Below are 21,254 nucleotides of genomic sequence, written 5' to 3'. Positions count from 1 at the left end.
CCCTGACAGCACCGGCCACCACCCGGTACGCACCTCGAGCACCCCGCCACCTCGTCCCCCCGTTACGGGCACCCCGGGGGGCGGATTCGGCGCTGGTGCTCCTCGTGGTGTTGCTGTTCGCGATTCCCTCCGGCCTGGTGCTGGGGCCGCTGGGTGCGGCGGGTTCGCCGGCCGCCCTGCTGGGAATGGCGCTGCTCGCCTGGTGGCTGCTCGCCAGACTGGTCCCCGGGCTGGGCGTCTCGCGCGGGGCTCAGCCAACCCGGTTCTGCGTCTATCTGTTCCAGTTCGCGGTGGGTGCCAGCTACCTGGCCGGCGCCCTGCGCGCGAGCGCGGCGGAGGAGGCGAGCAGCTCGGCCCGAGGCGTGCTCAGCGTCTGTGCCTGGTCGGGCATCGTTCTCGTCACCGCCGACGGTCTGGCCGGCCGGGCTGCCCTCGACCGTGTGCTCCAGGCGCTCGTGCGGGCGGGCTTCTTCCTCGCCTCGCTGGGGATCGTGCAGTTCGCCACCGGCTGGAACCCGGCCTCACTGATCCAGATTCCGGGTCTCACCATGAACAGCAGTTTCGGGCCGAGTTTCGCCCGGGACAGCTTCACCCGGGTGTCCGGCACCGCCACGCACGCCATCGAGTTCGGGGTGGTCCTGGCGATGGTGCTGCCGCTGGCCCTGCACTACTGCTGGTACGCGCAGCGCCACCGGAACCTGTACCGGGCGGGCACCGTGCTGATCGCGCTGGCTCTGCCCCTGACCGTCTCCCGTTCGGCGGTGGCGGGCGCAATGATCGTGCTGATGGTCCTGTTCGTCGCGTGGCCTCCCCGGCGGCGGGCACAGGTTCTGCTCGCACTCCCGTTCCTGGTGCTCCTGCTCAAGGTGATGATTCCGGGGCTGCTGGGTGCCTTCCGGAACCTCTTCGTGAACATCTCCGGCGATCCGAGCACCCAGGGCCGCACCGACGACTACGCCGCCGTGCACTACTACTTCGCGCAGAACCCCTGGTTCGGCCGGGGCGTCTCGACTTTCATCCCCGAGCTCTACCGCACCCTGGACAACGCCTACCTGGGCTGGTTGCTGGAGGTCGGCCTGGTCGGTCTGGTGACGCTGGTCGGCCTGATGGCCTGCGGGGTCGGGGTGTGCCTGCACGTGCGGATGCGGTCCCACGACGAGAAGACCCGTGACCTGGCCGCCGCCCTCGTCGCCGCTCTGCTGTCCGGGGCCTTCAACTTCGCCACCTTCGACGCCCTGGCCTTCGCCATCTGTGCCGGGGTCTTCTTCCTGCTGCTGGGGGCGGCCGGGGCCCTGTGGCGCCTGGACCCGGGCCGGACCACTGCCACGCGGCCGCCCCACCGGTTCGTCGTGCGTCACGGACTGCCCGCGGCCGGGGCGGTCGCCACGGTCACCGCCATCCTTCTGGCCGGGGGCCCGCAGACGCGCTACCAGGCCGACGGAGCCGTGCTGCTCGAAGGACCACCCGGAAGCCCCACGTCCATCAATCCCTACGCGGCCTCGCCGTACCTGGACCTGTCCTCCGAGATGGCCCAGCGACTGGTCACCGCCCCGTCCACCGTCGCTCGGCTGCACGCCGAGGGCCTGGAAGGCGATTACACGGTCGCCTCGGGGGCCGGCAGCCTCATGCCCGCCACCGACCGCACCGGGCGGGGACCGCTGATCCGGATCCAGGTGCTCTCCCGCACCCCCACGGATGCCCTGGCCGGTCGCGACCGCGTCGTCCAGGAACTGCGGACGTCCTTCGCGAACGCCCAGCTCGCCTCCGGAGCACCGGTCACCGAGCTGATCCGCGTCTCCCTGGCATCCCGTCCCGAGGTGGCCTCCGAACGGCACGGTCACCGGAACCTGGCGCTGGCCGCCGGCGCCGCCCTGGGCTGGGCCGGCGGCTTCGCCGGGCAGAGCTGCACCCGCCGACGCCGAACGGAGAGCCGTGACTGAGGGATACCCCTGGTACTGGACCTTCCGCACCGCCCTGCCGTCGTCCTTCCGGCACCGGGCCCGCCGCGGCGCCGACGCCCTCCTGGCCGGTGTGGCCGGATCGGTCAACGGGGGCCGCGACCGGACCCGGGTGTGCCTGACCCTGGACGACGGCCCCGACCCGCACATCACCCCTGCGGTCCTCGACGCGCTGGCCGCCCGCAACGCCCGGTGCACCTTCTTCCTGCTGACCGACCAGGCCCGGGCCCGGCCGGATCTGGCCCGGCGCATCGCCGGGGCCGGGCACGAGGTGGCTCTGCACGGCCGCGACCACCGCCCGATGACCGGGCTGTCCGCGCGCACGGTGCGGCGTTACCTGACCGGGGCCCGGCACGAGTTGCAAGACCTGGTGCAGCAACCGGTCGGGCTGTACCGGCCCCCCTACGGCGCGCAGTCCCCCCGCAGTTACCTCGGGGCCCGGCAGGCGGGCCTCGAGGTGGTGGTGTGGAGCGGTGATGCCGCCGACTGGGTCGACAGGCCGGGTAGCCAGGTGGTGACCGACGCCCTGCGCGGCGCCGAGCCGGGAGCGATCCTGCTCTTCCACGAGCGACTGGAGCCCCATCCGACCCGGGGCGCACCCACGACGAGTTTCGATCGGGCGGACGCGGTGGCCGGCATCGTCGACGGCATTCTCGAGCGTGGGCTGATCCCCTCCACCGTCGGGGATCTCAGCGAACACCGACGGACGACGTGGTTCCGGCCGTGATCGCGCTACGCCGCCGGTGGGCCCGCAGGACGGTCCGCTGCGGCTCGGGGTGGTGTGACTACCCATTCCTCCGGTACCGGCCCAGAGCGAGAATGATGGACGCGGGGACCGCACCGGCGAGGGGCCCCGGCGGCCGCGCACCAGGTCGACCACACGATCAGCACCGTCGGCCAGAAAAGGTAGAGCTGCTCATCGACCGTACCGCTCCCCGAAGGGTTCCGGGGAACCCACCGGACGCGGCGACCCATCTATCGTTCGAGCGGCCTCGCCGGAACACCCACCCAGACCTGCGCCGCCGGAATATCATGCAGTACAACAGATCCCATGCCGATCACGGCGCCCGCCCCGATCCTGACCCCCTCGCGCACCCTTACCCCGGACCCCAGGTAGGCATCCGGTTCCACAATCACGCCACCGGCCAGGAGCACCCCCGCGGCCAGGGTGGCGCCATCGCCGACCTTGACGTCATGGGTCAGGACGCACCCGGGCATCAGGACGACATGCCGACCCACCCGCACATCGCTGGTGGCGATCACCCCGGCCATCACCACGGTTCCCACCCCCAGCTCCGTGTCCGGAGCCAAGGACGCTGCTGGATGCACGATCCGGGTGTATCGGCCGGAAGGAAGTCCCAGCCGTCCGACCAGCCGCGACCGGCGCTGCGGGTCGGCGGCACTGGCCACCGTGGCCACGACCGCCACGTCGCCACCCAGTCCGGCGGCATCGCCTGTCGGCCCGAGCACGGGTAACCCGGCAACCGTCCGATCGCGCAGGCGCGGGTCGTCGTCCAGGAAACCGATCACCCGGGCGCGTGATCCCGGGCTCCGGGTGATCTGGACCGTTTCCCGGCCCAGCCCTCCGGAACCGAGCAGAACCACGTCCTGTGTGCTCATCGTGCGACCCGGCCCCGCAGTCGGAGCACCCCCCGCAGCGCGAACAGCCCGGCGACCAGGCCGGTACCGGCCAGCGCGAACAGATCCGGAACGCTGCGCTGGAGAGCAACCGCCGTCAGCACGATCACGCAGCCGCCGGCCGCGGGCCCCAGCGAGGCCAGTACCAGGGCCCGCACGGGGGTCCCCGTGCGCATCACCATCGCCCGGACGTTCAGCGGAACGATGACGAACAGGCAGACCAGGCTGTGGGCCACGGCTACGCCCACCGGGCCGCCGAGGTGCTGGCCCACCGGCAGACCCACCGCCAGCACCACCAACCAGGCGACCTGCAGGCCGAACAGCTGACGGGTGGCTCCCAGCGCCACCAGGAGGTCGTAGAACAGCTCCAGCAGAACCCGGCAGCCGCCCAGCACGGCCAGCCACACCAGCACCGGCGACGAGGACACCCAGTCCGGCCCGTACACCACCCGCACCAGGGGGTACGCGGACGCGCCCAGGCCGGTCGCGACCGGGACGGTCACGGCCAGCAGGGCACCCAGACAGTCGACGGCCGTGCGGGAGAACCGCGCCGGATCGTCGGCCAGCCGGGCGAACAGCGGCAGCGTGACCGCGCGCACCGGCTGCGAGAGCGCGGTGACCGGCCAGCTCGATAGGTTGAAGGCGAGCACGTAGATGCCCAGCACCGTCGCACCTCCCAGGTGACCGACGATGAACTGGTCGAGGCTGAGGATGCCGAACACCACCAGGCTGGAACCGGCCAGCGGCAGGCCGATCGCCAGCAGCCCCCCGGCCTGGTTCCGGTCCCAGCCGAACCGCCATCTCCCCCGCACCGACGAGACCAGCAGCACCACCGAGGCGACGCTGCCCACGATCCGGCCCGCGGCCAGGCTCACAGCGCCCATCCCGGCCACTGCCAGACCGATCGAGATCACCGATCCGACACCAAAATTGGTGATGTCGGCGACCGCGCGCCGCTTCTGCCGGAACTCCCGCTGCAGCAGCGCGACCGGAACCGCCGCCAGCCCGTCGACGATGACGCACAGGCCGATGAGCCGGATCGGCCCGACGGCCGCCGGAGCCCCGAAACTGGCCGCGACACCGGGCGCCACCGAGAAGATCACGGCGTAGCAGACCAGGCTGCCGAGCATGCTCAGCGTCGCCACGGTCGGCACCACCACGCGCTCGTCACCCTGGTAACGCACGAGCGCGACCGAGACCCCCAGCTCGTTCAGGCTCAGCACCGCCGCCAGCACCACGAAAGCGACGGCATACACCCCGAATTCCGAAGGCCCCAGGAGACGGGCCATCGCCACGCTGACCCCGAGGCTGCTGAACCGGATCACCACGGTCGCCACAAAGCTCCACCGCAGGGCACTGAGAACCCGTCCACCCAGACCGGTCTCGGGCGCCGTCTCCGGGGCTACGGACGACGTCATCGCCCGCCCCTCACAATGCCCTCGCCAGGGATCGCACGACCCGCTCCTGCTGGTCCGGCGTGATCCCCGGGAACATCGGCAGCGAGAGGATCTCCTCGCTCGCCCGCTCGGTGACCGGCAACGGTGAACGGGCCGTCCCCGCGAAGGCCGGCTGCCGGTGCACGGGGATCGGGTAGTGCACCGCCGCGCCGATCCCCGCCGCGTTCAAGGCCCTCAGCACGCTCTCGCGGCGACGCACCCGCACCACGTACAGGTGCCATACGTGCCGGTTTCCGGGAGCCGTGACGGGAACGGCCACCTCGCTGTCCGCCAGCAACTCGTCGTAGAGCGCAGCCGCCCGGGCCCTCTGGGCGTTCCACCCGTCCAGGTGCCGCAACTTTGCCTCGAGGACGACGGCCTGGAACGTGTCCAGGCGGGAGGTGAACCCGAACTCGGAGTGCACGTACTTGCGCTCACAGCCGTGGTTCCCGATCCGCCGCAGGCGGGCCGCGACGGCCGGATCGTCGCAGACGACCGCCCCCGCGTCGCCGTAGGCGCCGAGGTTCTTGCCCGGGTAGAAGCTGGTGGCGGCCGCGACGGCCCCCGTCCCGATGCCCTGGCCGTTCTGGGTGGATCCCTGGGCCTGGGCGGCGTCTTCGATCAGGACCAGCCCGCGTTCGGCCGCCAGATCCCGCAACGGTGCCATGGGCGCCTGCTGGCCGAACAGATGAACCGGCAGGAGCACCCGGGTCCGCGGGGTGATCGCCGCGGCGGCTCGCTCGGGATCGATGAGCAGTGCCCCGGCGGTGACGTCGACGGGGACCGGCACACCTCCGGCCCGGACGACGGCCTCGGCGGTCGCGATGAACGTGTTCGCCGGGATGATCACCTCGTCGCCGGCGGTGACATCGCAAGCCCGCAGAGCCATCTCGAGCGCGTCGGTACCGTTGGCGACGCCTACGCAGTGAGCCCGCCCGCTGTAGGCGGCGAAGGCGTCCTCGAACCGGCCGACCGCCGGACCGCCGACGAAGGCGCCCGCGGCCATCACCCCGGCGAGCCCCTGCTCGACCTCGGCCGCGATCGGGGCGTGCATCAGGGCCAGATCGGTCAGCGGGACCGGCTCGACTAGACTCGGGGCATCTGCTGTCAGGTCAGTGGTCATGCTCGTCCTCCGGTCGTGAAAACGTCGATGATCCGGTCCTGGTCGGCCTCGGAGAGCTCGTGGTAGATCGGCAGGATCAGCGAGTCGGCGGCCAGTCGCTCGGTCACCGGCAGCGGGGCGTGCGGATGCCCGGCGTAGGCGGGCTCGGTGTGGGCCGCCATGATGCCGCGGCGGCCACTGATGCCGTGCTCGAGCAGCAACCGGAGCATGTCGTTGCGGCTGCGCGGCCAGTCCGGTGGCAGGAGCACCCAGAACGACTGGTAGTTGGTGGTTCCGTCAGCGGTGTCCGCGGCCGTGAGCAGGCCCGGGAGTGCCTTCTGGTAGCGGGCGGCCAGTTCCCGTCGTCGGGCCACCATGGCGTCGAGCCGCTCGAGCTGGACCAGCCCGAGGGCCGCCTGCACGTCGGTCATCCGGTAGTTGAACCCGACCTCGGTGTACGACTCCAGCACCAGCTCCTCGCCCTGGTGTCGCTCGGCGGCGCTGAGGTCCATGCCGTGCTCGCGCAGCCGCCGGGCCCGGGCCGCCAGTTCCGGGTCGTCGGTGAGCAGCATGCCGCCCTCCCCCGTGGTGAGCAGCTTGCGGGGGTGGAACGAGAAGGCCGCGAACCGGGCCTGCGACCCGACCGGGCGGCCCCGGTACTGCGAGCCGATGGCGCAGGCGGCGTCTTCGATCAGCACCAGGCCCCGGTCCCGGCACAGGTCGGACAGCGGGTCCAGGTCGAGGGGCGTCCCGGCCTGGTGCACGGCGATCACCGCCCGGGTGCGCGGTGTCAGCGCCCGCTCGACCGTCTCCACCGTGAGGTTCTGGGTGTGCAGGTCGACGTCGGCGAACACCGGCACCGCCTGCTGGTGCCTGACCACGTTGGCCGTCGCGATGAACGACAGCGAGGGCACCACCACCTCGTCACCCGGGCCCACCCCGGCCAGCACCAGGCCGAGGTGCAGCGCGGTGGTGCAGTTGGAGAGGGCCACCCCGGCGCGGGCCTCCAGCCGCCCGGCCAGTGCCTTCTCGAAGGCCGCCACCCGCGGCCCCTGGGCCACCCAGCCGGAGAGCACGGCGTCGCGGACCGCCTCGGCCTCGGCCTCCCCGAACCACGGTCGCATGACCGGAATCCTGTCCAGCTGCTTCATGTGCTCAGTCCCATCTGCTCGGCGAGCGGGCGCACCCGTTCGGTCCATCCGTGGGAGGAGGCGAATCCGATCCGGTCGGCGGACTCGGCCGCGGTCAGCGGCCGGCCGAGCGTTCCGGTGACGGCATCGGCGAAACCGGCCGCCCCGTGGGCCACGTCGATCAGGCCGGTGTCGAGCCAGCGCACGGCGGGCAGGTCGGTGGCCACCACGCGGCGTCCGGCGGCCAGGTACTCCAGCAGTTTCAGAGGGAAGCTGGCCCGGTTGAAGGCACTGTCGTCGTAGGGCAGCATCCACACGTCGGCTGCCGCCAGTACCGACGGCAGGTCGGCGTACGACCGCAACCCCAGCCAGTGCACGTTCGGCCGGCGAAGCACCTCCTCCAGCCAGTCACCGGCTCCCCGCTGACGGGGCCCCACCAGCAGCACGGTGCAGTCGCGGTCGGCGACCGCCGCGATCAGGTCAGGATCGATACGGTCGCCCAGATGACCGGCGAAACCCACACGCCGGGGACCCAGCTCGACCGCCGCCGGGTCGGGACTGGCCTTCACCGTGCGGGAGAAGTGCGGAACGTCGACACCGTTGGGGATCAGCAGGGCCTCCACCCCGGCCGACCGCAGACTGTCCACCAGCGGCGGGCTGACCGCGACCACGATGTCCGCCTGCCGGGGCAGCGTCACCGCCCGGCCGGCCAGGCCCGGATCACTGATACCCATCAGACCGGCGCCGGCGGCCAGGTCGTCACCTGCGTAGAACACCCGGTACCGCTCCCCCACCGAACCGAACAGTGGGTTCAGCGACATCAGGACCAGCGCGTGCACCGGGCGGCCCAGACGCCGGCCGGCCCGGCGCATGGACCGCCGGATCAGCCAGAGAGCCAGAGGTTTTCCCAGACGACGCTCCATCATCGGGTTCACCCGCGGACGCAGCACCTGCACCCCCGGCTCCACGCTCTCGACCTCAGGACCACACGCGGCCCGGGCCGCCGTCGAGCCCCGCCAGCGGCTCACGACCGAGGTCCCCGGCTCGACGTAGACGACATCGGCGTAACGGGCGAGTTCATGGGCCAGGTGATGATCGAGCATCCGCGGGCCGTACCAGTAGGTGCCCGCGCTGATCATCACCAGCGGCCGCTCATCGCTGGGCACGCCACCACTCCACCAGCCGGCGCAGCCCCTCTTCCAGGTCCACCGCGGTCTCGAAACCCAGCTCGCCACGGGCCGCCCGGGTGTCGGCCAGGCGCCGCACGACACCGTTGACCGCCCGTTCCGGGCCGTGCTCGACGTCCAGACCGCTGCCCATCACCGACAGCAGCATCTCGGCCAGCCGGCGCAGGCTGACCTCCTGGCCACTCGCGACGTTGAACGCCCGGTCGGTCACCGTCCCCGACATGGCCAGCAGATTGGCACGGGCGATGTCCTCCGTGTAGACGAAGTCCATCGTCTGCTGCCCGTCACCGAAGATCAGCGGGGCCTGGCCCTCCACGATCCGCTCCATCCACCGGATCAGTACCTCGGTGTAGAGACCGTGCACGTCCATCCGCGGCCCGTACACGTTGAAATACCGCAGCACGACGTAGTCCAGCCCCGTCATGGCGTGGAAACTCCGCAGCAGGCCCTCGTTGTAGACCTTGGCCGCGCCGTAGAGCGTGTCGTTCGCCCACGGATGGTGGTTCTCCGCGGTGGGGAACGTCTCGGCCAAGCCGTAGACCGACGCCGACGACGACGCCACCACCTTGCGCACCCCGGCGCCGGCCGCCGCCTCGATCACGTTGAACGTGCCTTCGACGAGAACCTCGTTGGCCAGCCGGGGTTCGGCCGCGCACTGAGTGATCCGCAGGGCCGCGAGGTGGAATACGCCGTTCACCTGCCTGGTGAGCCGGCCGACCAGTTCCACGTCACGGATGTCGCCCTGCACCAGCTCGACCCGATCGTCGGCCAGAGCCCGGCCCAGGTTCGCCTCCCGGCCCCGCACCAGGCTGTCCAGCACGAACACCCGGCCGCACCCGGCCGCCAGCAGCTGGTCCACGACGGTCGACCCGATCGTGCCCGCTCCTCCGGTGACCAGGAAGTCGGTCCCGGGAATCACCACCCCGCTCATCGTCCACCCTCCCGCAGCGACACCGCGGTACCACCGGTGTTCAGGCTGGCGGTGGCCGCCTCGAGGATGTCGAGCAGACGCAATCCGGACCGGCCGTCGGTGACCGGGGCCCGGCCGGTGCGGATGCACTCGGAGAACTCCGTCATCACCCCTTGCAGAGCCTCACGTTCCGGTAGAGCCGGAGCGGTCATGTCTCCTGACCGGTAGGACACCTGACGCCGGTGCCGGTCGTCAGCGTCGGCCGATCCGGTCGTGTCGGTCGTGTCGGTCAGGTCGACCCCCCGGTCGTAGACCGAGAGCCGCTGCGAGGGGTTGAGATCGTCCCAGACCAGAGTGCGCCGTGATCCACCGATCAGGGTGGTGCGCACTTTCACCGGGCTCAGCCAGTTCACGTGCGCGTGGGCGATCGCCCCGCCCGGCAGGTGCAGGGTCAGGTAACCCACGCAGGCCTGCCCGGCACCGATCGGGTCGGCCGCCTGCGCGCTCACCGCCAGAGGCCTTAACCTCTGCGGCAGAACGTGATCCAGGATCGCCAGGTCGTGCGGCGCGAGGTCCCAGAGCACATCCACGTCGGGCTGCACGAGCCCGAGGTTGATCCGTACCGAGTCGACGAACTGGATGTCACCCAGCTCCCCCGCGTGCGTGATCTCCCGGATACGCTGCACCACCGGCGTGTAGCAGTAGGTGTGGTCGCACATCAGCACCACACCCCGCCGTTCGGCGGCCTCGACCAGGCTCAGCCCCTCGGCGTAGGTCGCCGCGAGCGGCTTCTCGACCAGCACGTGCTTACCGGCCGCGATCGCCGCCGAGGCGACCGCGTGGTGACTCGCGGCCGGCGTGGCCACCGCCACGGCGTCGATCCCGGGATCGGCCAGCACGCCCTCCAGATCGGCCGAGGCGATGACCCCGGCATACCGGTAGGCCAGTTTCCGCGCCGCCGCCGGATCCCGGTCGACCACGGCCATCAGCCGCAGGGCGTCCGACTGATGGGCGTTGCGAGCCAGATTCGGTCCCCAGTAACCGGCCCCGATCACGGCGAGCCCGATCGGGCGGTCCCGCCCGTCCACCGCGACCGCGAGATCGTCCGTGCCCACGTCTGTCGTCATGTGTTTTCCCCGTCTGGTTGGCGGCGTGCGGATGTCAGGGCTTCGGCTGGAACAGCACGTCCACCCAGTAGTTCGTCGACCGGCCCGACGACGGGAAGGCGAGCGCCCCGTACGCGTACACACCGTTCGGATCCGTGGTCGTCCCGATCGGCGCCCCCAGCGGCCCCCGGGCGACCCCCATACCCGCGAAACCGTTGAGCGTGTAGGCATATCCACCGGTATCGGTGTGATAGCCGGCCACGTAGGTCCGGCCCGCCGTGACGTCGACCGGCTGGGCGAACGTCACTTCCTGCCAGCCCGCGGAGGACTCCGGACCGAACGTGGCCCGTGCCAGTTCCGCACCCGTCGCACTCCACAGCGTACCCACGTGCGTCCCGACGTTGTCCGGTCCCTTGTAGAACCGCACTCCGGTGATCCGCCCGTCCTGCTCCGGGGTGAACTTCACGCCCAGCTCGACCGCCCGGCGTTCGTCCGCACTCGCCACCGCCGGTTCCGTGCCGTCGCTCCAGAGTGAGCAGGGGCAGGCCGTTCCCGCCGCCTTCGCCGTACGGTACGACCAGGTCACGGGGTTCCGCAGGGCGTTTCCGGCGAGGTCGGAGCCGTTGATCCGGATCGTGTAGCGGGTGTCCGGTTGCAGAGCAGAGGACGGTGTCACGGTCACCGAGTTGTCGGCACCCACCGACACGGTGGAGGCCACGACGGAAGAACCCGGACCGGTGATGTCCGCCCGCACCGAACCGGCCGCCTGAGGTTCGTCGAACCAGGCTGTCAGAGAACGGTTCACCGGCACACTCACCGCACCGTCGACCGGGTCGGTGGACAGCAGCACCGGCGGTGACGAGTCGCCGCCCGCGCTGGGTGTGAACACCGGGTCGACCGCGTAGCCCGTCGCGTTGTACGAACGCGTCGGGAACCGTCCCGGAAGGGTCGAGTACAGACCGTTGTTCACGCCCGCGCGGTCGGCCGGCGCGGTGAGCGGCCCGTTCTGCCAGGCCGAGCGGAACTGGCCCGGATCGGCCGAGTAGCGGCCCTCGGGGGCGGTGTACGAGACGATGTAGGTGGTACCGGCCTGCACCGCGACCGGGAACCCGAACGACACCTGCTGCCAGCCCGAATCACTCTCCGCGCCGAACGTGGCCGAGGTCATCAGGGCCCCGCCCGACGTCCACAGGGAACCCACGTGGGTGCCCGTGTTCGCGGCCGCCTTGTAGAACCGCACTCCGTTCACGTAGCCGTTCACGGACGGCGTGAATCGCACACCGAGCTCCAGCGGCGATGCGTCGCGGGAGTCGACCGTGGACGGCACCTGATCGCCCGGGTACAGCCCGCACGGGCAGGTCTCCGTGCCCGATGTGCTGAAACTCCACTTGTACGGGGTCATCACGTTCCCGGCCGCATCCTTGGCGCCGCTGACCGTGACGGTGTACGTCCTGCCCGCCTCCAGGGGCGAGGCCGGGGTGAGGGTGGCGACCAGACCCGCGGTGTCCAGGCCGGCGGTGACACCGACCGCGGTGGAGTCGGCCTTCAGGGTCACGGTCAGCCCGGAGACGACTTTCTCCGAGAAGGTGACCCGGGGCACCGTGCCGGTGCGGACGTTGGCGGTGCCCGGCGGCGGGGTGTGCTCGGTGACCGCGGGGGCCGTGATGTCGGCGGCGTTCTCGAAGACCACGTCGACGCCGTAGTCGGCACCCCGGCCGTTGTTGTCCGGCAGGGCGTGGGCGCCGTACCGGTAGACGCCGTTGCCCCCGCTGCCGGCCGAGGAGACCGCGGTCAGAGGATCATTGACCACATCGGAGTTCAGGCCACCCGCCGTCAGGGCGTAATGACCCGCCGTGTGGTACGACGCGGTGTAGACCTGGCCGGCGGTGACCGGCACCTTGGTGTCGAACCTGACCTCCTGCCAGCCCGCCGCGCTCTCGTTCGTGAAGGTCGCGTGGGCGAGCTGCGTGCCGCTGGGCGACCACAGGGTGCCGGTGTGGGTACCTGTGTTCGTGGCACCCTTGTAAAACCGCACCCCGGTGACGTAACCGGCCTTTCCCGCCGTGAACCGGACCCCGAGCTCGACGTCCTGGTCGTCATCCGTGGCTCTGGTGGTGGGGACGTCGGTGTCCCACCAGACGCTGCACGGGCAGACCCCGGGCGTGGTCACCTGGGCAGTGCGGAAGGTGCTGGTCAGGCCGGTGAAGGCGTTCCCGGCGTCGTCGGTGCCCCCGGTGGACGAGAGAGTGTAGGTCGTGCCGCTGATCAGCGGGGCCGACGGGCTGAACACGGCCTTCTGCCGGTCGTCGCTGAGGGTGGTCGTGCCGGGCACCAGGCCGGTGTCGGACCTCAGCAGGAGCGTCAGGCTGCCGTCGGCGATCGGCTCGTCGAAGGTGATCTCGGGCTTCACGGTCATGGCCACACTGCTGGCGGTGTCCACCGGACGTTGCTGGGTCACCGTCGGTGCGGCCGTGTCGGCGGGCTTCACGATGTCGAAGACCGGCGAGACCCAGTAGCTGACGCCGCGGTAGCCCGAGGTCGGGAAACCCGGCGAGCCGGCCAGAAAGACGCCGTTCTGCGAGGCGGTGGTGGCCCGCGGGGCCGTCAGGGGGTAGGCGCCGGCGTCCTTACCCAGGAAGTACGACGCGGTGCTGGCGTACCCACCGTTCGGTGCGAAGTAGGAGGCGACGTACTCGGTGCCCGCGGTCACCGCGACCGGCACCGGGAAGACCAGGGTCTGCCAGCCGCTGTCGGTCTCGGACACGAACGTCCCGGTGGCGCGCCGGGTGCCGTTGAAGGTCCACAGCGATCCGGTGTGCACGCCGGTGTTCCCCGCCCCCTTCCAGAACCGGACGCCGGTGATGTAGCCGTCCAGCTCGGGGCGGAACCGCACCCCCAGCTCGAGAGCCCTCCGGTCGGAACCGGACTCGATCGCCGGCTTCTCACCGTCGAACATCGCGCACGGGCAGCTGACCGAAACCGGCCTCTGGGCCGGGGAGCTCTGCAGGTTCCCGCTGTCGTCGGAAGCGCGGGCCTGGACGGTGGTCGCCCCGACCCGGCCGACGATACCGTCGTACGACCACGACTCGCGGCCGGCGGCGGAGTGCCAGGTGTGCCCGCCGTCCAGCGAGACCTCCACCCCACCGACCCGGCCGCCGACGTCCGTCGCGGTACCGGTAACGGTGATCGGGGTGCCGCTGGAGAGCGCGGCCCCGGCCGCCGGTGACGTGATCACGGCGGACGCCGGGGTGGTGTCGGCCGACTTCGTGGCCCGGGTCAGGTCGCTCTGCAGGCTGCCGGGCTGGGCGCTCATGTCGGCCAGCAGGTTCACGGTGGCCTGGCGCATCCGCTGGTCGGGGGCCTCACCGTCACCGTCGTGATGCTCGTCCAGCCCCCACGACCACTGCACCGTGCCCGCCCCGAAGACCAGGGCTCCGCTGCCGGCCCGGTACAGCATCAGGTGGTGCCGGGCCGTCCCCGGTGCGGTCTGGCTGCCGTAGTCGGTGAGACGCTGTTCCACGTCGTAGGTCGAGTCCGAGAGACGCACCGCTCCCGGCGGCCGGAAACCGTTGTCCACGTCGGAGTTCCACTCGTAGCCCAAGGTCCCGGCCGGAAGCGTCGCAGTCTGCCCGGCGCCCAGTGATGCCACCGACGTGTTGCGCCACAGACGTAGCTTGCCCTCGTCGGCGGGAACCTTGATCGCCCGGGTGCCCTCGATCGCCGTGGTCATGGTGCCGGTCAGGGCGTTCTCCGGACGGCCACCGTCGGCCGGTGGGCTGAATCGCGGGTCGCGCCAGGTGCCGGTCCAGACGCCGGTGGGATCGGTCTGTGAGTCGTCGTGAGTCGACTTGTAGGTGACCAGCGTGCGGTAGGGGGTCTTCGAGGCGTCCACACCCGGTTCGTAGCGCGTCTTCCAATAGACCTCGTTACCGCTGAAGAAGGCCAGGTTCACCCCCGCATCGCGGGCCCGCTCGACGTTGGCCCGCTGGTCTCCCGACCAGTACTCGTCGTGTCCGACCGACAGGAACGTCTTGTGGTTGGTCAGCAATGATCCCAGGCGATCGGTGTCGACCCCGCTGGAGTAGCTGACGTCGTAGCCGTTGGCCTCCAGGAAGCGCACCATCGGGTACTCGCTGCCCCAGACGAAGTCACGCCCGTTCGGGGTGGAGCGCGTGTTGAAAGGACGGTTGTAGCTGACCTTGTAGGCCCGGCCGGCGGGCGCGCCCGCGTAGAGGCTGTTGCCGCCCCAGTTGTTGTAGGCCTGCCAGGTGGTGTCCGACGTCTGGAACAGCACGTCGCTGTGGCTGCTGTCATGACGGACGATGAACGGGATGTGGTTGTCGTCTCCCGTGGAGATGCGCTCGAGTCGGGCGAAATAGATTCCCGACACGGCCGTGGCCGGAACGGCCCAGCTGGCCGAGACCCCCCAGTTGCCGCAGTCGACCAGGCCGGTGCTGTCACTGTTGTTGGCGCACGAGCTGGGCTGATTGGCCTTGGAGACCGCCGCGTCGGCAGTGAGCGTGGCGATCTCCCGGGCCCCGGCGCCGCCGTAGTAACCCATCCGGTAGATCTTCATGGTGTAGTCGGACTCGGCGTGCACCTTGAACTTCACCGTTGTCCCGGCGTCCACCGAGATGTCCGTGGCGAAGCCCTCGACCGTGCTCGAGCCTTTACCGACGATCTCCCACTGCGACGAGGGATTTCCCGGCTTCGCGTTCTCGCAGACGATGGCGTTGCCCGCCGCGCAGGCATCTGCGGCCGAGCCGGCGGCCGCGGTCAGAGTCGGCATGACCACACCGGCCAGACCGATGACCAGCACGACCGCAGGCAGGCCTCTCAGCAACCGTCTCATCATTCGGCCTCTCTGCTCAGGACGGTCGAGGCCGCCTGGGGAGTGATGTCCAGGTGGCGCTCGCCGACCTGCAACCGAAGGCGGGGCAGGTGACCGGTCAGCCGGTCGAAGACCCGGACGTACTTGCGCGCCTGGGGCTGCCAGTCCATCTCGCTGACGCAGCGCTCACGGGAGTACCGGCCCATCTGGAGCCGGCGTTCCTCATCGTTCAGCAGTTCGTCGACCGCTTCGGCGAAGGCCCGGACGTCACCCGAGGGCACGTACAGCGAGCCCGCCCCGGCGGAGATCCGTGACTCGGCCAGGTCGAAGGAGACGATGGGCAGGCCGAAGGCCATGTACTCCATCGTCTTGTTGTGCGTGGAGATGTCGTTCAGAGGCGTCTTCAGGTCGGGTGACACGCCGATGTCCGCCGTGGAGAGATAGTCCGCGATCATCCTCAGATCGGCCCGGCCGGTGAAGGTGACCACCCCCGCGACACCGAGTTCGACGGCCTTCACCTTCAGGCCGTCCAGACAGTCACCGAAACCCATCAGCACCAGGTGCACGTCTCGGCGGCCCAGGTCGACCGTCAGCACACGCATGACCTGGAGCAGGACGTCGACGTTGTCCTGCGGGCCCATGATGCCGATGTAGGCCAGTAGATGATCAGCACCGCAGCGCAATTCGGTGCTCTCCGGAACGGGCCGCATGATCGAGGTGTCTGGCCCACTGCGCACCACGGTGACGTCGGCGGAACCGAGTTTGCTGCGCTCCAGCGCAATCCGCCGGTACGACTCGTTCGTGGTGATCACGTGCCGGGCGGTCCGGTAGGTCATCCACTCCAGCCAATAGAGGATCGCCAGCTGGATCCGGCCCGAGACCGACGTCGGGTCGCCGAACCGGGAACGGAAGAGTTCCGGGTTCAGATCGTGGTGATCGAAGACGTAGATCACGCCGAACAGACGCCACAACCGGCCGAGCAGCCAGTACGTGTCCGGCGGATTGCACGCCTGCAGCACCGTGAATCGGTGACACCGGTACACCTTGACCGAGATCATCGCCGTGCGCAGCCAGCAGTACACGAACTCGAGGATATAGCTCAGCAGCCCGGTGGTAGCCGGGGCCGCCCGGTACTTATACAGAGCCACCCCGTCAAGCATTTCAAAGCTTCTGTCGCCCGGGCTCTTCGGACAGATGACCGAGACCTCGTACTGCGCGTCGCGCAGGGCCTGGCACTCCATCCACACTCTGCGGTCGAGCGGCACGGGCAGGTTCTGAACAATGATGACAACACTCTGGCGACGCATCGACGTTCCCCCCAACAGTCGAAAACGATTCTATTCCGCGAGGTTCACACTCAGCTCTTCTCTTTCCGCACGACGTACATCAAAGCCCCTGCCCTCAAACAATCAATCATTCGATGCCCGCGTGCGGCCCGATCTCGAAAGCTCATGCCAACAGCGGAGTTTATTTCCGGGCCGAATGCTTATCTCCTGTATCGTTCAGCCACTCAGTCACATACTGGCCCTCAGTGCGCAGCTGCACGAACCACAGCGGGGGACGAGGCATTACGGATCAGCAGTTTCGGTGACCCGCTATTCCGCACGGACGCTTTCCACACGTCGACCTCTCCCGAGTCACCGCGAGGGACCCCGTAAAGGACGTGGTCGTTGTCGAGCCAGGCGACCTGATCGTCGATACTGCGTGTTTCGGGCAGCGCCCGTTCGGATCCGTCGGTCAGGTCGAGCACGTGGTAACGCCAGCGCCGGGGCGATCCGTTCCGCTTCTTGTACACCAGGGTGGTTCCGTCCGGCGACAGGGACGGGCACTCCGCATCGCGACCGACCGACGTGAGGGTGCGCCGTTCCAGGTCTCCCCGGACCAGCCAGGTCGATCCGCCGGTGGCCGCGGTGGCGTAGAACGTCCGGGGACGCGGGCCCGGCCCGAAGGTCACGCCCCAGATGTTCAGGTCGCTCGCGGTGACCACCCGCCCGTCCACCGTTGTCCGGAAGGTCTTCTCCAGATCCTCGATCGGGTGCGCACCGGCCGTCTCCAGCACCGTCGTCTCGGTGGAGAAGGCAAGCGAGGCGTAGCTGTGCCCGCTGACGAACGTGGTGATCGCGCCCAGGGATCCGTCGGACGACATCCGGACCCGGCTGGGAATGCCCGAGATCGGCACGGTCAGCCGAGGAACCAGCCGCCCACTGAGCAGTTGGGCCCGGTAGGTCGTGACCGCTCCCCGGTTTGCCGAGAGACAGATCCCGGTCGTGGCGGAGGCGTACACCCGGTCGCACGACAGGGACGAGACCGATCGTTTTCCGGTGGGACGGCCGAGCGGAACCGCCGCCAGAAGACCATAGGTCGGGCCGGGTGACGTACTGCGGAACACGATGTGGGGCCGGTCCAGAACCTTCCCCAGGTCAAGTCCTCTGTCCAGCGCCGACATCCGGGTCGGTCTGCGCGACTCGTGCTCGGTCTCGACCGCTTTCGTCAGCGAGACGGCACTCAGCCCGGCGGCCGCGAGCACCACCACGGCGAGACCGATCATCCTGGCTCTGCGGCGCATCAGCGCCCCGGGGCGACGACGCCCCGCAGCAGGACGGTGGCCGTCCCGATGGCGGCGACGAGACCGACGGCGAATCCGGCGACAGCCGAGGGCTCTCCGAAAGCCCCCCAGAGCCAGCCGAACAGTGCGGCGGACAGCAGGGCGCCCACGGCCGTCGCGGTCTGGGCCCCGGCGATCCCGGTACCGCGCAGATCGGCCGGTACGAGTCCGGCCGTGAGCGCTGCCAGTACGCCGTCGGTGGCCGCGTAGTAGAGGCCTACCAGCAGCAGCACCGCCACGAGCAAGGCCGGGCCCGGAGCCGCGAACAGGAGCACCAGGTATGCGGCGACAGCCAGAACATGCCCTCCGACGAAAACTTGCCGGCGTCCGACCCGGTCGGCGATCCGACCGACGGGAATCGCGAACACCAAGTAGGAAACGGCGGTTCCGAGGTAGAGCAGAGGAAAGGCAGCCGGATCCAGATCGACCCGCCGCTCGATCGACAGGTAGAGGAACCCGTCGCTGACGGTGGCGAGCGACAGCAGTCCTCCGGCGGCCAGAACACGACGATAGCGGCGATCGGCCGCCAGGGAGCCCGCCTCGATCAGCGTACGCCGTGCCCGTGACGAACCGGTCGATCGCACGTCCAGCACGCGCCGCTCCGGAACGAACAACGCCAGCACGGCCACACCGATCGCAGCCAGCGAGAAGCTCAGCACGAAAATGAACGAATACCCGTGCACGAGCATGGCTAGAACACCGAAGGCAATCAGCGGACCACCCAGCGCCCCGGCCGTGTCCATGGCCCGGTGAACGCCAAAAGCGCGCCCGAGGTCCTGGGTCTCGGCCGAATTGGCGATCATCGCGTCCCGAGGCGCGGTTCTCAGTCCTTTGCCGCTGCGATCGAGCGCGACCAGTCCGGTGACGGCGGCGAATCCACCCGCCGGCAGGAACAGCAGCTTGGTGACGCAGGAGACCCCGTACCCCACCAGAGCAACCCGCTTCGGCCTCCGCGTGACGTCGGCCAGGAGCCCTCCCGCGATCCGGACGACCGCGGTGATGCCCGTGTAAACACCGTCGACGAGCCCGTACTGCATGGCGGTGAGCCCCAGTTCGAGGGTCAGATACATCGGGAGCACCGCGAGCACCATCTCCGAGGAGAGGTCGGTGAAGAAGCTGACCACCCCGAGGGTGACCACGATCCGGGACACCCGCCGCCGGCCGGCCCCCCGCTCCTCGTCGGTGATCGCCCTTCCGGACGGCAGGATCTCGCGAAGTGTCGTGTACATTTATTGTTCCCCCCATCGAACTTCCGTCAGCTCACACTTTGCAGGCGCTCCCCCACCTCGGTGAAGGCGTCTCCGGTGACGGGGCAGACCCATCGGCCTTCCTGCTGCTCGAGGCGCCGGCCGGCCCGGCCGACCCACCCGATCCGACGGGCCGGAACACCGGCGACCAGCGCGTGATCGGGCACGTCCCGGGTCACCACGGAACCGGCGGCCACCAGGGCCCAGCGACCGATCGTCACCGGGGCCACGCAGACCGATCGGGCACCGATCGCGGCCCCCTCCCGCACCGTCACCGCCACCGCTTCCCAGTCGTCACCGGACTTGATCTCACCCGTGGGAGTGACCGCGCGCGGATACTGGTCATTGGTGAGAACAACCGACGGACCGATGAAAACACCGTCCTCAACAACGGCCGGCTCGTACACCAGTGCATAATTCTGAATCTTGCACCGATTTCCCAGGATCACCCCAGGCCCCACGTAAGCCCCGCGACCGATCACGCACTGCTCACCGAGCACGGCATTCTCCCGGATCTGCGCGAGATGCCATACCGATGAGCCCTTTCCGATCACGGCCAAATCGTCGATGTCAGCGCTGGCCTCAATGCCCATGTTCTGAACCTAATGCGGATCCCCGTCGTTGTTCCCGCCATGAAAGAGTCTGAACCAATCAGCCGGTTCGACCCCCCGGACCGATCAGATGAGGCCAGACACAGGCGTCACAGGCACTATCCCCACCCCGGAGCTGCCCCTGTTGTCTGAGGGGCACGAGTAACCATCCAAGGGTGGCTCCACCGTGTCTACGCCCAAGTATGTTGTCGTGAGTCAGGTCTGGAGCCAGTAGGCGATGTCCATGGCAGTGAGAGCTATTTCTGTGGACGTTCGGGGGAACATCGTGTCCAGCCGGATGAGCGGCCTGGTGCGGACCAGGCCGCCGACCCGGTGTCAGTTCTTTTTCAGGGCAGCCTTGACCGTGAGCGGCTGCCACCAGGCGCGAGACGCCCGATACCACTCGACGGTCTCGGCCAGACCGACATCGAACCGCTTCAGCGGCCGGTAACCGAGCTCACGGCTGATCTTCGTGATGTTCACCGAGTAGCGCAGGTCATGACCTTTCCGGTCCGGCACCCGCTCGACCTGGTCCCAGCCCGCCCCACAGGCGTCGAGAAGAAGTCCGGTGAGCTCACGATTGGTCAGCTCTGTACCACCACCGATGTTGTACGTCTCACCGCCCCGGCCCCGCGCGGCCACCAGCGCGATGCCCCGGCAGTGGTCGTCGACGTGCAGCCAGTCCCGGACGTTCGACCCGTCGCCGTACAGCGGAATCTTGCGACTGTCGATGAGATTCGTGACGAACAGCGGGATGACCTTCTCCGGGAACTGATAGGGCCCGTAGTTGTTCGAGCACCGGGTGATCAGAACGTCCAGGCCGTGCGTGCGGGCGTAAGAGCGGGCCATCAGGTCGCTGCCGGCCTTGCTCGCGCTGTAGGGGGAGTTGGGTTCGAGAGGACTCTCCTCGGTCCAGGAACCCCTCTCGATGGACCCGTACACCTCGTCGGTGGAGACATGCACGAAGCGGATGCCGGGCCGCCCCACGCTCAGCGCGGAGTCCAGGAGCGTTTGCGTGCCGAGGACATTGGTGGTGACGAAGTCGGCGGCGCCGGTGATGGAACGGTCTACGTGAGATTCCGCGGCAAAGTGCACGACCAGGTCCGTGGACGACATCAGGCCATCGACCAGCGCGCGGTCGATGATGTCGCCGACCACCACGTCGAATGATGGACGACGGGCCACGGAGACGAGATTCTCCAGGTTCCCGGCGTACGTGAGTTTGTCCAGGACGGTCACACCGGCCCCAGCGAACTCGGGGTATATACCCGCCATCAGGGAACGCACGAAGTGCGAACCGATAAATCCAGCCCCACCGGTTACGAGAATGCGCATGCCATCTACCCTCTCGACACCAGAACCGGGGTGATCACCGTAGCGAGGGCCGGCGCCCTACGGGGCAGTTGCGCGAACTCTCGGTACAATAGCGGATCTTCCACCGCGTCACTCCGTGGCCGTCGCCGTGAAAATACCCTCAGTGCATGGCCTGCCCGACGAAACCTCTGGAGCCCTTC

15 protein-coding genes are annotated in these 21,254 nt (G+C 69.4%); 2 read left to right on the top strand and 13 right to left on the bottom strand.

All coding sequences use genetic code 11. The annotated features are described in order from the left end of the window. Nucleotides 1-95: 95 nt before the first annotated feature. Both LR393_RS13015 and LR393_RS13010 read left to right on the top strand, forming a co-directional pair. Complete coding sequence (locus LR393_RS13015) at nt 96-1,940, top strand: O-antigen ligase family protein (RefSeq protein ID WP_231484129.1); 1,845 nt, start codon at nt 96-98, stop codon at nt 1,938-1,940. Beyond that, a complete protein-coding gene (locus tag LR393_RS13010; protein ID WP_231484128.1) occupies nt 1,933-2,685 on the top strand; it encodes a polysaccharide deacetylase family protein in 753 nt (250 codons plus the stop codon). The genes LR393_RS13015 and LR393_RS13010 overlap by 8 nt, the downstream gene beginning before the upstream one ends. Before the next feature lie 248 nt (nt 2,686-2,933). Here the strand turns inward: LR393_RS13010 and LR393_RS13005 are convergent, their stop codons facing one another. The 13 genes from LR393_RS13005 to rfbB all read right to left on the bottom strand — a co-directional run bounded on the left by LR393_RS13005 (nt 2,934) and on the right by rfbB (nt 21,075). Then, a complete protein-coding gene (locus tag LR393_RS13005; protein ID WP_231484127.1) occupies nt 2,934-3,578 on the bottom strand; it encodes an acetyltransferase in 645 nt (214 codons plus the stop codon). Continuing rightward, nucleotides 3,575-5,014 (bottom strand): lipopolysaccharide biosynthesis protein, encoded by a 1,440-nt coding sequence (locus LR393_RS13000; RefSeq protein ID WP_231484126.1) that lies wholly within the window; start codon nt 5,012-5,014, stop codon nt 3,575-3,577. Before LR393_RS13000 ends, LR393_RS13005 begins: the two co-directional genes overlap by 4 nt. A 10-nt stretch (nt 5,015-5,024) precedes the next feature. Further along, on the bottom strand, nt 5,025-6,155 hold the full coding sequence (locus tag LR393_RS12995) for a DegT/DnrJ/EryC1/StrS family aminotransferase (protein WP_231484125.1): 1,131 nt from the start codon (nt 6,153-6,155) through the stop codon (nt 5,025-5,027). Further along, nucleotides 6,152-7,258: a DegT/DnrJ/EryC1/StrS family aminotransferase gene (locus tag LR393_RS12990; RefSeq protein WP_231484124.1), complete on the bottom strand. Its 1,107-nt coding sequence runs from the start codon at nt 7,256-7,258 to the stop codon at nt 6,152-6,154. Before LR393_RS12990 ends, LR393_RS12995 begins: the two co-directional genes overlap by 4 nt. A gap of 23 nt (nt 7,259-7,281) precedes the next feature. Then, nucleotides 7,282-8,430 carry a glycosyltransferase gene (locus LR393_RS36370; RefSeq protein ID WP_231484123.1) on the bottom strand — a complete coding sequence of 383 codons (1,149 nt, stop codon included), beginning with the start codon at nt 8,428-8,430 and terminating at the stop codon, nt 7,282-7,284. Next, nucleotides 8,417-9,382: an NAD-dependent epimerase/dehydratase family protein gene (locus LR393_RS12980; RefSeq protein WP_231484122.1), complete on the bottom strand. Its 966-nt coding sequence runs from the start codon at nt 9,380-9,382 to the stop codon at nt 8,417-8,419. The genes LR393_RS36370 and LR393_RS12980 overlap by 14 nt, the downstream gene beginning before the upstream one ends. Further along, nucleotides 9,379-10,488, bottom strand: coding sequence for a Gfo/Idh/MocA family protein (locus LR393_RS12975; protein ID WP_231484121.1), 1,110 nt, complete (start codon nt 10,486-10,488; stop codon nt 9,379-9,381). Before LR393_RS12975 ends, LR393_RS12980 begins: the two co-directional genes overlap by 4 nt. A 34-nt stretch (nt 10,489-10,522) precedes the next feature. Continuing rightward, a complete protein-coding gene (locus tag LR393_RS12970; RefSeq protein WP_231484120.1) occupies nt 10,523-15,310 on the bottom strand; it encodes a DUF4082 domain-containing protein in 4,788 nt (1,595 codons plus the stop codon). A gap of 8 nt (nt 15,311-15,318) precedes the next feature. Then, a complete protein-coding gene (locus tag LR393_RS12965; RefSeq protein WP_231484119.1) occupies nt 15,319-16,605 on the bottom strand; it encodes a glycosyltransferase family 4 protein in 1,287 nt (428 codons plus the stop codon). 221 nt (nt 16,606-16,826) lie between these two features. Then, entirely contained in the window at nt 16,827-17,846 is a 1,020-nt protein-coding gene (locus LR393_RS12960) for a TolB-like translocation protein (protein ID WP_231484118.1), read from the bottom strand. A 17-nt stretch (nt 17,847-17,863) separates the two neighbouring features. Continuing rightward, complete coding sequence (locus tag LR393_RS12955; RefSeq protein ID WP_231484117.1) at nt 17,864-19,132, bottom strand: MFS transporter; 1,269 nt, start codon at nt 19,130-19,132, stop codon at nt 17,864-17,866. A gap of 26 nt (nt 19,133-19,158) precedes the next feature. Further along, complete coding sequence (locus LR393_RS12950) at nt 19,159-19,743, bottom strand: acyltransferase (RefSeq protein ID WP_231484116.1); 585 nt, start codon at nt 19,741-19,743, stop codon at nt 19,159-19,161. Nucleotides 19,744-20,076: 333 nt separating this feature from the next. Then, nucleotides 20,077-21,075, bottom strand: a complete 999-nt coding sequence (rfbB, locus tag LR393_RS12945; RefSeq protein WP_231484115.1) for a dTDP-glucose 4,6-dehydratase — start codon at nt 21,073-21,075, stop codon at nt 20,077-20,079. Between the last annotated feature and the right edge of the window lie 179 nt (nt 21,076-21,254).

The sequence above is a fragment of the Kineosporia mesophila genome (genome assembly GCF_021129235.1).
Classification (GTDB): domain Bacteria; phylum Actinomycetota; class Actinomycetes; order Actinomycetales; family Kineosporiaceae; genus Kineosporia; species Kineosporia mesophila.
The sequence above is the reverse complement of the archived record's forward strand: the minus strand, read 5'-3'. Positions and strand labels throughout refer to the sequence as shown.

What these genes read in the sequence shown, in the direction of transcription:
- LR393_RS12990 (WP_231484124.1), bottom strand. Translation starts at nt 7,258, where the DNA reads ATGCGACCGTGGTTCGGGGAGGCCGAGGCCGAGGCGGTCCGCGACGCC.
- LR393_RS12950 (WP_231484116.1), bottom strand. Translation starts at nt 19,743, where the DNA reads ATGGGCATTGAGGCCAGCGCTGACATCGACGATTTGGCCGTGATCGGA.
- LR393_RS12965 (WP_231484119.1), bottom strand. Translation starts at nt 16,605, where the DNA reads ATGCGTCGCCAGAGTGTTGTCATCATTGTTCAGAACCTGCCCGTGCCG.
- LR393_RS12975 (WP_231484121.1), bottom strand. Translation starts at nt 10,488, where the DNA reads ATGACGACAGACGTGGGCACGGACGATCTCGCGGTCGCGGTGGACGGG.
- LR393_RS13000 (WP_231484126.1), bottom strand. Translation starts at nt 5,014, where the DNA reads ATGACGTCGTCCGTAGCCCCGGAGACGGCGCCCGAGACCGGTCTGGGT.
- LR393_RS12995 (WP_231484125.1), bottom strand. Translation starts at nt 6,155, where the DNA reads ATGACCACTGACCTGACAGCAGATGCCCCGAGTCTAGTCGAGCCGGTC.
- LR393_RS12960 (WP_231484118.1), bottom strand. Translation starts at nt 17,846, where the DNA reads ATGATCGGTCTCGCCGTGGTGGTGCTCGCGGCCGCCGGGCTGAGTGCC.
- rfbB (WP_231484115.1), bottom strand. Translation starts at nt 21,075, where the DNA reads ATGCGCATTCTCGTAACCGGTGGGGCTGGATTTATCGGTTCGCACTTC.
- LR393_RS12955 (WP_231484117.1), bottom strand. Translation starts at nt 19,132, where the DNA reads ATGTACACGACACTTCGCGAGATCCTGCCGTCCGGAAGGGCGATCACC.
- LR393_RS13005 (WP_231484127.1), bottom strand. Translation starts at nt 3,578, where the DNA reads ATGAGCACACAGGACGTGGTTCTGCTCGGTTCCGGAGGGCTGGGCCGG.
- LR393_RS12980 (WP_231484122.1), bottom strand. Translation starts at nt 9,382, where the DNA reads ATGAGCGGGGTGGTGATTCCCGGGACCGACTTCCTGGTCACCGGAGGA.